The organism is Desulfomonilaceae bacterium, from assembly GCA_041662605.1.
Lineage (GTDB): Bacteria > Desulfobacterota > Desulfomonilia > Desulfomonilales > Desulfomonilaceae > CAJBEZ01.
Genome location: JBAZSD010000022.1, coordinates 30,646 through 45,690 on the forward strand (window position 1 = coordinate 30,646; position 15,045 = coordinate 45,690).

7 protein-coding genes are annotated in these 15,045 nt (G+C 48.5%); 6 read left to right on the forward strand and 1 reads right to left on the reverse strand.

Annotated features, from left to right (window positions below):
- Positions 1 to 49 precede the first annotated feature (49 nt).
- Positions 50 to 2,788 carry a response regulator gene (locus tag WC647_15235; protein ID MFA6223662.1) on the forward strand — a complete coding sequence of 913 codons (2,739 nt, stop codon included), beginning with the start codon at positions 50 to 52 and terminating at the stop codon, positions 2,786 to 2,788.
- Between the two features lie 23 nt (positions 2,789 to 2,811).
- Here the strand turns inward: WC647_15235 and WC647_15240 are convergent, their stop codons facing one another.
- Positions 2,812 to 3,003 (reverse strand): hypothetical protein, encoded by a 192-nt coding sequence (locus WC647_15240; protein MFA6223663.1) that lies wholly within the window; start codon positions 3,001 to 3,003, stop codon positions 2,812 to 2,814.
- A gap of 295 nt (positions 3,004 to 3,298) precedes the next feature.
- Here WC647_15240 and WC647_15245 point away from each other — a divergent pair, with 295 nt between their 5' ends.
- The 5 genes from WC647_15245 (at position 3,299) to WC647_15265 (ending at position 15,040) form a co-directional block, all read left to right on the forward strand.
- On the forward strand, positions 3,299 to 3,856 hold the full coding sequence (locus tag WC647_15245; protein ID MFA6223664.1) for a PAS domain S-box protein: 558 nt from the start codon (positions 3,299 to 3,301) through the stop codon (positions 3,854 to 3,856).
- 40 nt (positions 3,857 to 3,896) lie between these two features.
- On the forward strand, positions 3,897 to 6,761 hold the full coding sequence (locus tag WC647_15250; protein MFA6223665.1) for a PAS domain S-box protein: 2,865 nt from the start codon (positions 3,897 to 3,899) through the stop codon (positions 6,759 to 6,761).
- A 14-nt stretch (positions 6,762 to 6,775) separates the two neighbouring features.
- A complete protein-coding gene (locus WC647_15255; protein ID MFA6223666.1) occupies positions 6,776 to 9,655 on the forward strand; it encodes a response regulator in 2,880 nt (959 codons plus the stop codon).
- Positions 9,646 to 11,802 (forward strand): PAS domain S-box protein, encoded by a 2,157-nt coding sequence (locus tag WC647_15260; GenBank protein MFA6223667.1) that lies wholly within the window; start codon positions 9,646 to 9,648, stop codon positions 11,800 to 11,802. The genes WC647_15255 and WC647_15260 overlap by 10 nt, the downstream gene beginning before the upstream one ends.
- A gap of 85 nt (positions 11,803 to 11,887) precedes the next feature.
- Positions 11,888 to 15,040, forward strand: coding sequence for a PAS domain S-box protein (locus WC647_15265; GenBank protein ID MFA6223668.1), 3,153 nt, complete (start codon positions 11,888 to 11,890; stop codon positions 15,038 to 15,040).
- Positions 15,041 to 15,045: the final 5 nt, after the last annotated feature.

A 15,045-nucleotide genomic window follows, 5' to 3' on the forward strand; every position in this document is an offset into this window, starting at 1 on the left:
TTCCATCAACTTTGTCCGCAGTTGAGCTTTCCAAACGGAGCCTGATTCTATGCAACCCCAGGAAAAATCGAAACAACAACTCATGGTTGAACTGGAAGAAATACAGCGGAAAATTGCCGAATTTGAATCTTCCGGGGTCGATGACTTTGATTCAGGGATGGCGCGCCAACAAGAGTTTTTAAAATATTCCGGAATAATGGATAGATTAGGTCAAGCCGTCCTTGTCTTTCAGGATGGTTGTGTAAAGTTCGCCGGTGGGGCCTGCCTGGAAATCACAGGACGATCACCCAAGCAATGGATGGCTTCGAAAAGTATTGAGGAGCACGTCCATCCTGATGACCTGCAGATGCTCGGGAATTTGCTATCACGCCATATTCGTGGTGATGAAACCCCAGAAAGACATGAATTCAGGTTTTTAGACAGCGGCAATATTGCGAGATGGCTGTGCGCCGATTCATCAGTGATCACCTGGGAGGGTCGAACTGCGTCTCTGTTTTTGCTGACAGACATCACTGATCGCAAGAATCTTGAAGAAGCCCTGGCTGCGTGCGAGTCAGACGCAAAGGTACTGAATGAACTTTTCGTAAGTCAGAACGAGCAGGTAGTCGTGGTCAATAGCATTGTGAGTGAACTCACTCGGTCTGATACCCAGGAGCAATGTTGTTCAACCCTTGCATCACTCTTATCCGGCAGTCTAGGCTTTGAAAAGGTCATTGTAGCTTTGAAGAAAGATGACGGTATCTTTGGAAACATCGACATAAGTGGGCTTGAAATGTCGCTGGGCGAGGTCGGAAATTGCCTGAAACGGGATGAGGCTTGTAAGCAATCGCTTCAGAGTGGACGACTGCTGCTGAAAAGTGATTTTCGGGACAGTGGCCCCTGTTGTTGGGACGATATTTTCTGTGATTGGACGATTTACCCGTTGAAAGGGCGATCGGAGATTCTTGGAGTAGTGATTCTGGACGCCTCGAAAACCGAGAACAGAGACACTGTCGGGCTTGTTCTCAATCAGGCCGGAGTGATTCTTGAAACATTGGGTTTGGCGGATTCGCTGGCCAAGACAAACGAGGAACTCAAGCGTTTTACTAATGAACTCGAGGAAGCCAGGATGGCCGCTGAGAGAGCAAACATTTCCAAGAGCCAGTTTCTTGCCAATATGAGTCATGAAATCCGTACCCCTATGAATGGCATAATCGGCATGACAGAACTCGCTCTGGGCACAGAACTCAGCGGTGAGCAAAAAGAATATCTCGAAGCTGTAAAAATATCGGGCGACGCTCTCCTGTCTTTGATCAACGATATTCTTGATTTCTCCAAGATGGAAGCAGGAAAATTCGATCTGATGTCCACTGATTTCAGTCTGAGGGATTGCCTGGGTAACTCTTTGAGCACACTTGCAAGTCAGGCGCACAAGAAAAAGATTGAACTTGCTTTTCATGTATTGCCTGAGACCCCGGATAACCTGAACGGGGACCCCGGCAGGTTGAGGCAGATTCTGGTCAATCTCATTGGTAACGCGATCAAATTCACCGAAAAGGGAGAGGTAGTGGTCCGTGTAGAGCCTGAGTCTGAGAGTGAAGACCATGTAGAGCTGCATTTCAAAGTGACTGATACGGGTGTTGGTATTCCTGCAAACCAACTGGGAAAAATTTTCAGGGCTTTTGAGCAGGTAGACTCCTCTAGCACGAGAGTACATGGAGGAACAGGGCTGGGCCTTACCATATCATCTCAACTGGTGGAATTAATGGAGGGTAGAATCTGGGTTGAGAGCAAACTCGGCGTGGGGAGCGTTTTTCATTTCACAGCCAGGTTTGGTATGGCTTCCCAACCCGTTCTTAAGCCTGTCCCGAGAGAAATATCCGTACTCGGAAATGTCCGTGTGCTCATCGTCGACGACAATGCTACCAACAGAACGATACTCGAGGAAACAGTCCGTTCATGGGGAATGCTTCCGACCGCAGTGGCTGACAGCGCCGAGGCTATGGCCGTCATAAGCGAAGCCGGCGTTTCCGGGCAGCCGTTTTCTCTTGCTCTTGTAGACTTTATGATGCCAGGGATGAACGGGTTTGAACTCGTGGAAGCCCTTAGCAGGTCAAAAACCCCAAACATCGACAAAATAATAATGTTAACTTCGGGTGGTCAGAGAGGTGACGCCGCCAAGTGCCAGGAACTCGGAATCTCAGCATACTTGATGAAGCCAATCAAACAGTCTGATCTTATGAACGCAATTCTGATGACAATGCAAAAATCCTCAGAAGCTCAAAGTCCTGCGCCATTGATAACCCGTCATTCGGTACGCGAGGCCATGCGTCGTACAAATATCCTACTGGCAGAGGATAACCCTGTGAATCAGAAGCTTGCCGTCAAGATTCTTGAGAAAATGGGTCACACGGTAACTGTGGCGGAGAATGGGCTAAAGGTGTTGGATCTTCTTGAAAAAGGCGCTTTTCAGATCATCCTTATGGATGTTCAAATGCCCGAAATGGACGGGTTTGAAGCCACAAGGCTTATTCGGGAAAAAGAAAAACTCACCGGTGGCCATATTCCAATAATAGCCATGACCGCTCATGCCATGACGGGGGATAGAGAGTGGTGCCTGGCCGGTGGAATGGACGATTACATTTCCAAGCCGATCAACAGGAACGAACTATCAGAGCGCATAGAAAAACTGGCCGGAGAGAATGACGCTTGCCATCGGAACTCTATTGCGTGTTCATTGACGGCGAGTGCGACGAATGGCGGCAAACTGGTTGACCAAGGGGCTCCCAGCACTGATCTCTTAAGATGACAGTCCAATAATTTCGTTTACGCTTACAAAAGCGACAACCATACCAATGAGGGAACCCTGAGGAGATACTCAATGATGTTGGATAGTTCAGTGATGAACGCTATCGCTTGTTGTTCCAAAATATGCTGGGGGGCCTTGCTTTCTGCAAGACGCTTCTTATCGACGGTCGCCCCTATGACTGGGTCTATCCAGACGTAAACCCAAGATTTTTTCAAGCGCAGCTATGCTCTAGTTTTTGGATACCGGACGTGGCATTGACTGGAAGACCCTGGACAGGGTTTTTGACCCGTTCTTTTCAACAAAGGCAAAAGGCGCTACAAGAGGAACCGGACTCGGGATTTCCGCGGTACAGTGATTATTGCAACCGGTTTTTCACCGAGTGATGAGTTACACAAAGAGATCAGCCCACTTGTTAAGGGGTTTGTGCAAAAGCCGTATGGGATGGATCAACTTTTAGGCTCAGTAGGGTCAGTTTTGAGAGATGAGTAGAATACCAGGAGCCAAGACCAGATGATGAAAGCGAATATTCGGGAGAGAGAACAGAGATTCAGGGCTATTACCGATTCTGCCCTTGACGCAATTATCCTGATTGATGACAGAGGGGAAATCTCTTTTTTGAACCCGGCCTCAGAGCGAATCTTCGGTTATAACTCTTCCGAGGTAATGGGGAAAAACGTCCACGAGCTGTTAGCCCCTCCGAAATATCACGCCGCTTACCGTTCTGCTTTCAAGAATTTCGCCGTATCCGGCCAAGGAAACGCATTGGGGAGAATTACACAGCTTGTTGCTCGTAGAAAATATGGAGAGGAGTTCCTGATAGAACTTTCCCTTTCCGGTTTCCAGATGAATGGTCGCTGGCATGGCGGAAGCGCTGGGAATAGTAAAAGGTCATCATGGAGCATTAATGGTAATCAGTCATATTGGGAAGGGAACTACAATACGTGTTCTGTTTCCTGTGGCGGATACACTGGAATTGTGATAGCGCAGGGCTTTCCCGATACTAAACCTGCTTGTGTTTTGCACAAACCCTATAATATGGAGGCATTGAAGAAGAACTCGAGCAATTGATAGAGACCGCTGACTCAGGCCGTCTTAAGGAGACAAGCTAATGGGGAACGAAGGAGAGATTGACGAGACTGGAAGTAGAGCAAGCGTTCTGAGAGGCGCCGATGAGGATCAACTCGGGAAGTCTCAGAATGCGCAACCGGAGCTTATGGATAAAACGTCTGAAGCGATCATCCACTCACTTGAGGTTTATGAGATTGAGCAGGAGATGCAGGATGAGGAACTAAAGACAGTTCAGAGCGCACTGGATCGATCCAAAGACAAGTACCAGGACCTTTATGATTTCGCTCCAACCGGATATTTTACTCTGTCCCGTCAGGGGCTCATCATAGAGGTCAACCTGACCGGCGCCTCGCTCCTCGGAATGCCCCGCCTAAACTTGATTGGGCGAGGGTTTAAACGCCTTGTCGCTCCTGACAGCCTCGACCAATGGAATAAACATATCATTGCCGTGCTGGGGGATAAAGAGAAAAAAAGTTGTGACCTTACGCTCAAACGCGAGAACGGTTCGTCATTCTATGTCCGCCTAGAAAGTATCCGAACGGATACGTCTGCCGAACAGAAAGCGGCTAACGAAGAAACCCACGTAATTAGTATGGTGGTCAGTGACATCACAGAGCGCAAGAAACTGGAGGAGGAGATAGGAACCACCGTGGCTACGCTGAAGGAGGCTCAACGTCTTGCCCGAATCGGCAGTTGGGAGCTGGATCTTATCACGAGCCGGCTTTTTTGGTCCGACGAAGTTTATCGGATTTTTGAAATTGAACCTGGAGAGTTCGGTGGCTCACACGAAGCGTTTCTCGACTTGATTCACCCCGAAGACCGGGAAAGAGTAGATAGAGCTTACGCTGATTCGTTGGCAAACAAGAATCCTTACGAAATAGTTCATCGTCTGCTGTTCCCGGACGGCCGAGTCAAGTATGCGCATGAACGATGCGAGCATTCCTACGATGCGGCGGGAGTTGCGCTTCGTTCGATTGGGACTGTACAAGACATCACGGAACTGACACAGGCGCAGCTACGTCGCGAAAAAGAGCGTGCCCACCTGCGTACCCTGTTACAGACCATTCCAGACCTCATCTGGCTGAAAAATCCCGACGGGATCTACCTTAATTGCAATGCCCGCTTCGAGCGCTTCTTCGGCGCCAAGGAGGCGGAGATCGTTGGCAAGACAGACTACGACTTTGTTGACGATGACATCGCGGATTCCTTCCGCGAGCACGATCGCATCGCCATGGCAGCGGGGAAGCCCAGTATCAATGAAGAGTGGTTAACCTTTGCTGACGATGGCCACCGGGAGTTGGTGGAAACCATCAAGACACCCATGCACGATAGAGACGGTAGCCTAATCGGTGTGCTGGGCGTCGCCCGCAATATCACCGCCGCAAGAAAAGCAGAGGACACTGCAAGACGTTTGGCGACAGCTATTGAGCAGGCTGCTGAAGCAGTTATCATTACTGACGCTACTGGAATAATTCAATACATCAACCATGCACAGGTGGTCCTTAGTGGATATAGTCTCGACGAATTTCTCGGACAGACTCCAAATGTTTTCAAAAGTGATTTTCACGGCGGCAATTCTTATAAACAACTTTGGGAAACCATTAACGCTGGGAATGTATGGACAGGAAGTTTTATCAACAAGAAAAAAGACGGGACTGAATACCATGAAGACGTTTCTATCTCTCCCGTTTACGATAAGTCAGATAACCTGACAAACTTTGTAGTGGTAGAACACGACGTAACCAAACAACTTGCGCTTCAGGAACAACTGTTCCAGGCCCAGAAGATGGAGACGATTGGGATCCTGGCTGGTGGCATTTCCCACGATTTCAACAACCTGCTCCAGCCCATAATGGGATACACGGAGCTTCTTATGATGGGAAAGAAACAAGGAGACCCGGAACTTGACGGTCTCCAAAAGATATATGAGGCAGGCAAACGCGGAGCGGATCTCATAAAAGGACTAATGATATTTAGCCGAAGGATTCAGCCGGAGTTTGGTCCTGTTGATTTGAACCATGAGATAGATCAGGTACGGCAGCTTCTGTCTCAAACCATTCCCAAGACTATCAGGATTGATTTGCGTCTCAGCGACGACCTGAATACTGTCCAGGCAGACCCGTCTCAAATAGTGCAGGTTCTCATGAACCTTGGAGTCAATGCCAGGGATGCCATGCCGGATGGCGGGGAATTGACGATTGAGACTGCAAACATTCAATTGGACAAGGAATATTGTAATAGTCATCTTGAAGCCAAACCTGGAAGTTACGTCTTGCTGACTGTTTCGGATACCGGTAAAGGGATGGACGAGGAAACACTGTCTCACATATTTGAGCCGTTCTTTACTACCAAGGAAAAGGGAAAAGGGACCGGACTGGGACTTGCGACTGTCTATGGTATCGTCAAGAAGCATGACGGTCACATCATATGTTACAGCGAGCCTGGAACTGGGACCACGTTCACAATTTACTTCCCTTCAATTAAGACGGAAAAAGACTCAGACACTCCAACGGATGAGACGGCGATTCCGGGCGGGACAGAGACTGTTCTTATCGTGGATGATGAAGAGGATCTTAGGATTCTTGGGACAACACTTCTTAACCGCTTTGGTTATCAAGTCATTACGGCCGGTAATGGAAAAGAGGCCGTGGAAGTATACCTGAGGGAGAAGGAGAGGATTGCGCTAATCGTGTTGGACCTGATAATGCCCGTAATGGATGGCAGGCAATGTCTGGCTGAGATTCTCCGGATCAACCCGAAAGCAAAGGTTATTATAACTAGCGGTTATTCCGAGTGGGGACCGGCTGACGGCGTCATGGCGGCCGGAGCAAAGGGATTCGTCGAAAAACCGTATAACATGAGACACCTTCTGGCTACGGCTCGTGAGGTTCTGGACAAGAATTGACAGGAAAAACCTACATGCAAGACCAAGACAAAACCAGGGAACAGCTTATCGATGAATTGCGAAAAATGCGCCAGGTTGTAGCCGATGGGCGCCAGTTACAGGATCAGCTAAGTTGTAAGGAAAGCGAACTGCGACAAAGCGAAGAAACTCTTCGTTTGCTCATTGAAAATGCGCCTATCGCCATGATCGTAACATCTGGGGTGAAACAGACCCTGGAAATGGTCAACCACAAGTTCGAGGAACTCTTCGGTTACACACGAGAGGATGTCCCCGATATCGAACATTGGTGGTCTCTTGCATTCCCGAAGGCGAACAATTGGCAAGATTTGGCTGAAAGCTGGAATCAGAAAGTTGACGCTGCCATAAAAAGGCAGTCCCAGATTGAGCCTGTCGAGACAATTGTACAATGTAAAGATGGCTCCATCAGGCATATAAAAGTCAGATTTTCCTCTATTGGACGGCGTAACATGGTTTTCTTCACTAATTTGACCGACCGCCGGCTTGCGGAGGAAGAGACTTTGAGAACAAAGGCCTTATTGGATTCCATAATACAACATCTCCCTACCGGAGTTTTTGTTAAAGACGCCGAACGGTTGAGTTTTGGTATATGGAACAAGACTTGCGAGGACCTCTACGGTTATACGGCCGATAAAATGCTTGGAAAGACAGCCAGGGACATATTTTCTGAATCGGAAGCCGACAGGTTTGAGGCCCAGGATCGGGAAGTCTTGACCAGCGGACGACTCATGGAAATCCAGGAACAGGAAGTCGCCACTCGCAACAAGGGTGTCAGGATCTTGCGTTCAAAAAAGGTTCCAATAATAGATGAGAAAGGTAGAGCCACTCACGTAGTCGGAATATCTGAAGATATAACGGGACTCAAGATGGCGGAAAAGGAATTGATCTCAGCACGTGAAACGGCCGAACAGGCTAGTAGGGCCAAGAGTTCATTTTTGGCCAACATGAGTCATGAAATTCGTACCCCGATGAACGGCATTATTGGCATGACTGAACTAGCCTTAAATACCGACATTTCTTCAGAACAGCGAGAATATTTGGAAGCCGTGAAAATTTCTGCGGAATCCCTTTTAAGGCTAATAAACGATATTCTGGATTTCTCCAAAATAGAGGCCGGAAAGTTCGAATTAGTGGATATGGATTTCAGTTTGAGAGATTCAATTGCTCAGGCCATGATGGCCGTTTCCCTGCAAGCCCACTCCAAAGATCTTGAACTGGTCTATCATATTCCTCCTCAAATTCCGGATATTGTAGTCGGTGATCCTGGGCGTTTGAATCAAATTCTCATAAATTTGTTGGGGAACGCCATCAAGTTTACCCACAAAGGAGAGGTCGCCGTCGACGTTGAATTAGAATCAGAGTCAGAAAACGAAATTCACCTGCACTTTTCGATCAGGGACACTGGCATAGGAATTCCGCAGGAGAAGCGGGAAAAGATATTTAATGCTTTTGAACAGGCGGATGGGTCTACAACCAGGAAGTATGGAGGTACCGGGCTGGGTCTTGCTGTTTCCACGCAATTGGTTCAGATCATGGGTGGACAAATTTGGGTGGAAAGCAAAGTAGGAACAGGGAGCACATTTCATTTCACCACAAAACTTGGACTCAAACAGGGGCCCTTGCCGCAAAGAGTTCCAGTAGACTTTTCCGAGTTCAGGGATTTGCCGGTTTTGATAGTAGACGACAACGCCATGAACAGATTTGTGCTTAAAGAAATACTGGCGTACTGGGGTATGAAGCCAGTTGCGGTAGAAAGCGCCATAGAGGCTCTGAATACCATGAAAAATGCTCAGGAGGTCGGGCAGCCGTTCTCGTTGGTCATACTTGATTACCTCATGCCCGATATGGACGGCTTTGAATTAGCCGAGCGAATCAAGCAGGACCATAGTTTGTCCGGCTCAACAATGATCATGCTGACTTCCGCGGGACAACGAGGAGACGCCCGCCGATGCGTGAATTTGGGGATTACGGCCTATTGCCTAAAACCCATCAAACAGTCAGAGCTTTTCGAAATCATTTCTACGGCCCTAAACAAGTCATCGGAGGGTGAAAAAAGACCCGCTCTAGTTACTCGTCATTCAGTCCGGGAGGGCAAAAGATGTCTTAGTGTCCTTCTAGCCGAAGATAATGCCATCAATCAAAAGCTGGCAACCAGAATTCTCCAGAAAATGGGACACACCGTAACGATTGCGGAAAATGGAAGAGAAGCCCTACGAATTCTTGAGAATAGACGTTTTGATATTATCCTGATGGATGTCCAGATGCCTGAAATGGACGGTTTTGAAGCTACCGGTTCTATCAGGGAGAAGGAGAGAATTACTGGAGGTCACACCCCGATAGTGGCCATGACGGCCCATGCGATGTCAGGAGACAGGGAAAGGTGTTTGGCGGCGGGAATGGATGGTTATGTCTCGAAACCGATTAACACACAGGAACTTGTAGAAAATATCGAGGGGTTGGTTGGCAAACGTGAGGCGGCTTCCGAAGCGCCTTTTGCGGCAGGAAAAGTTGGCGCAATTGTCGACAAAGCGCAATTGTCGGCAAGGGTCGGAGGTGATATGAATCTTCTAAAAGAAATAGTGGATCTATTCCTGGATACCAGCTATGGAATGCTGTCCCACGTTGAACATGCCGTGCGTCAAGGGAATGCTGAAGCAATTGAACGGTCTGCGCATACCATAAAGGGCGCCGTAGGCAATTTTGCCGCTGACAGAGCTTTTGAAGCAGCGCTGAAGCTCGAGATGATTGGCAGAGAAGGCGCCTTGAGGAAAGCGGACCGGGCTTTTACCGATTTAGAAAAAGAAATTAATCTGTTTACCGATGTCCTTGTCTCACTTAAAAAAAACAATTTCCAAGATATTTCACCATGTCACTGATCGTCAAAAACGGTATTCCGAAGATGGAGACTGCCGGCATGCGAGACGAAAACAAAACCAGAGAACAGCTTATCGATGAATTGAATGAGATGCGGCGCAAGGTGGCTGATATTGGTAACGATGGAAAGGCGCAGCGGGTTGACAGTTTAATTGATGACATTACACATCTCAAAATGGTGGAACGAAAATTACGGGAGAGTGAACAACGCTTGCAATTGGCCCTGGAAGGAGGGGCGCTCGGGTTGTGGGACTGGAACCTGAAGACTGGGCGGGCTATTTGGAGTGAGTGGGCTATACGAATGTTGGGGTACGAGTTAGATGAGCTGGATCCGCACGTTCGCACATGGAAAAGAGCGGTCCACCCGGACGATTGGGAAAAGGTTTCAGAAGTTTTGAACGGGCATCTCGCAGGCCGACTTCCTTGTTTCGAGGCCGAATATAGAATCCAGACCAAATCCGGCGAATGGAAGTGGGTTCAGGCCAGAGGCAAGGTGGCCGAATATGACAAAGACGGCAAACCTCAGCGGATAACCGGAACAATGCTTGATATCACTGAACGCAGGAAGGCTGCGGAGGAACTCAGGAACAGTGAAGAGAAATATCGCCGCCTGGTCGAAAATGCCTATGACATAGTGTACACCACGGACCCTAACGGGCGCGTCACCTTTGTGAATCCGTCAGGCCTACAACATATTCGATATTCTCAGGAAGAAGTCGTAGGCCGGAATTACCTGGAATTCATTCCTGAGGAATACATGGAGAATGTCGGTAGGTTCTACAGTCGTCAGTTTTTAGAGAAAATTCCAGATACTTATTATGAATTTCCCTTTGTGACAAAAAACGGTGAAATGAGATGGTACGGTCAGAAGACTCAACTTCTCATGGAAAAGGACGGTATTGTCGGATTTCAGTCGATTGCCAGAGACATTACCGACGGCAAGAGAATGGAAGAAAAGCGACTGGAGATGGAACGCAGGCTACTCCATGCTCAGAAAATCGAAAGTCTCGCTGTAATGGCCGGGGGAATCGCCCATGATTTCAACAACCAGTTAGCGGTAGTTTTGGGCAACCTCGAATTAGCTCTTACGGATCAGACCCTCGATACCGAGACCCGGCTGAGCATTGAGAGCGCCGTCGAAGCGGCAAGAAGATCGGCGGAACTTTCTAAACAGATGCAGATATACACGGGCAGTACATTTTACTACCCTGTGGACGTGGATCTCAACAAGTTGTTGAGCGGAAACCTCAGCCAACTGGAATCGTGTATTTCCGGAAATGTTACGCTCAATTTGGAAAGGTTCAATTCACTTCCACTCATGAGAGGAGACGCTGATCAAATACAACACCTGGTCATGAATTTGGTGGTTAACGCTTCCGAGGCTATTAAAGATCAGCATGGTGTTGTGGCCCTTAGAACCGGCGTCATGGATTGCGAGGTGGGGTATTTGAGCCGTAGCCGCCTTGAAGAGAAGCCAACTCCCGGTCGGTTCGTCTTTCTGGAGGTTACGGACACTGGTTGCGGCATGGACACTGACAATCAACGAAGGCTCTTTGATCCATTTTTCACAACAAAATTTACGGGTCGGGGCCTGGGGATGGCTGAAGTAATCGGGGTTGTAAAGGGTCATCGTGGGGCCATAATTGTGGATAGTGAGATTGGGAAGGGAACAACAATACGTATTCTGTTTCCTGCGACTAAAGACGCTCGGGCTTCGACCGCTCAAATCATGGAACGAGTTGAGATTAAGCCGTCACCGACTGAAACTGCTAACCGGCAAAAAACTATTCTTTTAGTTGAGGATGAGACAGGGGTTCGCGATCTCGCTGTTAGACGCCTGGATATATTGGGCTACAACACTATCACAACAGCCGATGGCGAGGAAGCGATAGGTCTTTTCCAAGAGCGCATTAGTGAAATCGATCTAGTCATGCTTGACTTCGCAATGCCCAGAATGAATGGTGTTGAGGCTTTCAAGGAATTCATACGGATCAAGCCGGATGTCAAGGTGATCCTTAGCAGCGGTTACACCGAGGATGTCTTACTACAGAACTTTCCCGACCGACGTCCTGCCGGCGTTCTGCATAAGCCTTACAAAATGGAGGCGTTGAAGGCTAAACTGGATCGTCTGTTAGGGAACGATGGTTGAGACAGTCAAAGGGGCATTGACCCACGGGAGATATAATGGACCTGGATGAGAATGGCGATGTCACAAACAGTCTAAGTGGGCAAGGATGAAAAATAAGGATACTACTACAATATTGATCGTGGATGACCAAATCCCAGCGCTCCATGGTATGTCAAGAATTATGAGGGGAGCAGGATATGAGACGTTGGAGGCGAACAACGGGATAGATTGCCTGAAGTTGGCTGCGGAACACAAACCTGACTTGATTCTTCTGGATTTAGGCTTGCCGGACATGGACGGTCGGGAGGTTTGCAAGCGCATCAAGTCCGATCCTGAAACCGCAGATGTCTATGTGGTTCTTGTGTCGAGCGCTCAAATCGGATCCGACCATCAGGCCGAGGGTCTGGAGCACGGGGCGGATGGTTACATCGCGAGACCAATACCGAATAGGGAACTCCTCGCTCGAGTGAATGCCATGCTGAGGCTTAAATACGCTGAAAACCGATTGCGTGAGAGTGAAGAGCAATTTCGGGGGATGTTCGAAAAGCATAGCGCTGTTATGCTCCTGATCGAACCGGTAACAGGAAGAATACTGGATGCAAACAAGGCTGCGGAAAGGTTCTACGGTTACACGGCGTCTCAGCTATGCTCGATGTCTATCCACGAGATCAATATGGCGCCACTGGATGAGGTTGAAACCCAACGCAATCTGGTTTCACAAGAGCAGCGACTTGCCAATGGAGAAGTTAGAACGGTGGAAATTCACTCTTCCCTGATTGAAAAGAAAGAAACTCCTGTACTCTTTTCAATCATTCATGACATAACCGCGCAAAAGCGGGCCGAGGAGGAGGCGCTACGGAACGAAGCTCGTTTGGAAAAAATTGTTGACATACTCCACTACAAGGCTGATTCAGTCCAGGACTTCCTGGACCATGCTCTTGAAGAGGCTTTGGAACTCACTCAAAGTAAGCTAGGCTACATTTACCATTATTACGAAGATCGCGAAGAGTTTGTATTGAATACCTGGTCGAAAGACGTGATGAAGGAATGTTCAATCGCAGAGCCTCAGACCGTGTATCAGCTTGAGAAAACCGGAATATGGGGAGAGGCGGTTCGTCAGCGCCAACCGATTGTGGTCAACGATTTTGAGGCTCCGAATCCATTGAAAAAAGGGTACCCGGAGGGGCATGCGCCACTGCGCAGGTATCTGACGGTACCGGTCTTCATAGGCGATAGGATTGTGGCGGTGGTTGGTGTGGCGAACAAGGAATCTGACTACGATCAGGCGGACATATTGCAACTTACCCTGATGATGGATTCGGTCTGGAGGGGTGTGGACCGCTTGCAGGCGGAAGAGGCCCTGCGGGAGAGTGAAGAAAGATTTCACACACTTTTCGAGAATGCCAATGACGCCATATTCCTGGTGGACAACGTCAAATTCATTGAATGCAATGCAAAGACCGTTCAAATGTTTGGCTGCGTGGAGAAAGAGGATATAGTTGGTCATACGCCAATGGAATTTTCTCCGGAAAAGCAACCAGATGGCCTTGCCTCGTTGGAAAAAGCTCTCAAATACATTAGCGCCGCCTTAAATTTCAATCCACAGACATTTTATTGGAAACACGTTCGTAAGGACGGCTCCCCATTTGATGCGGAGGTATCTCTGAATGCCCTTATTCTAAACGGCAAGGTACAGATTCAAGCAATAGTAAGGGACATCAGTGAACGTAAGCGTTCTGAGCAGGACCTTAGAGAGGCCGAAGAACGGATGAGCCTTCTGATAGAGTCGGCGCCCATAGCGATAAGAATTGCCACGCAGGGCAGGTATTCCTATGTAAACCCCGCATTCTTGAACTTGTTTGGTTATGACTGTCCGGAAGAGATCGAAGGGCTTCCGGTTGAAGCCCTGTATGTTGAGAAGGGCAAGCGTCTGATTACCGAAAGGAACGAGAACAGAGCCATGGGGCTTGATGTGGATCCTCACTACCGCGTGACTGGAATCAGGAAAGATGACGCCCACATTGATTTGGAGGCCTGGGGCAGTCAAATTTCGTATCAAGGTCAGCGTTCCACCCTTAGGTTTCTCATAGACGTGACTGAGTCAAACGCTCTCCGGGCTCAACTCCTCCAGGCCCAGAAGATGGAGGCGATTGGTACCCTCGCCGGTGGCATTGCTCACGATTTCAACAACCTACTTCAGACAGTATTGGGATATTCTGATTTCATGCTTCAACGAAAAAAAGAAGGGGAACACGATTACACTGATCTGCAGAAAATATACAAAGCGGGAAAGCGAGGGGCCGATCTGGTTAAGAGCTTGCTAACTTTCAGCCGAAAGGTTGAAACAAGATATGTTCCCGTCGATTTGAACCAGGAAATTACCCAGGTGCGACACCTTCTCTCTCGAACAATCCCAAAGACAATTAAAATCGACCTACATCTCAGCGGAGATCTTGAATCAATCAAAGCGGACCCGTCTCAAGTAGGCCAGGTCTTGATGAATCTCGGGGTAAACGCAAGGGACGCAATGCCGGACGGTGGAATATTGAGCATTGAGACTGCAAACGTTAAGTTGGACAAGGAATATTGCAGCTCACATCTTGAGGCTATGCCTGGAAGTTACGCCCTGTTGACTTTTTCCGATACCGGCCAGGGGATGAGCAGGAAAACACTGTCTCACATATTTGAGCCTTTCTTCACTACCAAGGAAAGAGGAAAAGGCACCGGACTAGGGCTTGCGAATGTGTATGGTATCGTTAAGCAGCATAACGGACACATCATGTGTTATAGCGAGCCTGGTCACGGGACGACGTTCAAAATTTACATCCCTTCAATTCATACAGAGAAAGATTCAGGCGCCCCACCAAAGGAAACTGCCATTCCACGCGGTACGGAGACTATTCTTCTGGTGGAAGATGATGATGAGATCAGAGAACTAGGCGCAGGACTTCTGAACGAGTTTGGGTATAAAGTGATCATAGCCGGCAATGGAAGAGAAGCCCTGAAGACATACGAAAGGGAGGGCGCCAGTATCTCGCTGATCATCCTGGACCTGATTATGCCCGTAATGGATGGCAGACAATGTTTGGTCGAGATTCTGCGGATCAACCCTAATGCAAGGGTTGTTATTGCGAGCGGTTATTCCGAGACTGGACCGGTTAATGGCGTCATGGCGGCCGGAGCAAAGGGTTTCATCCAAAAACCTTATAGCATGAGACAACTCCTGACTACCGTCCGTCAGATACTCGACAGGAATTGACAGGA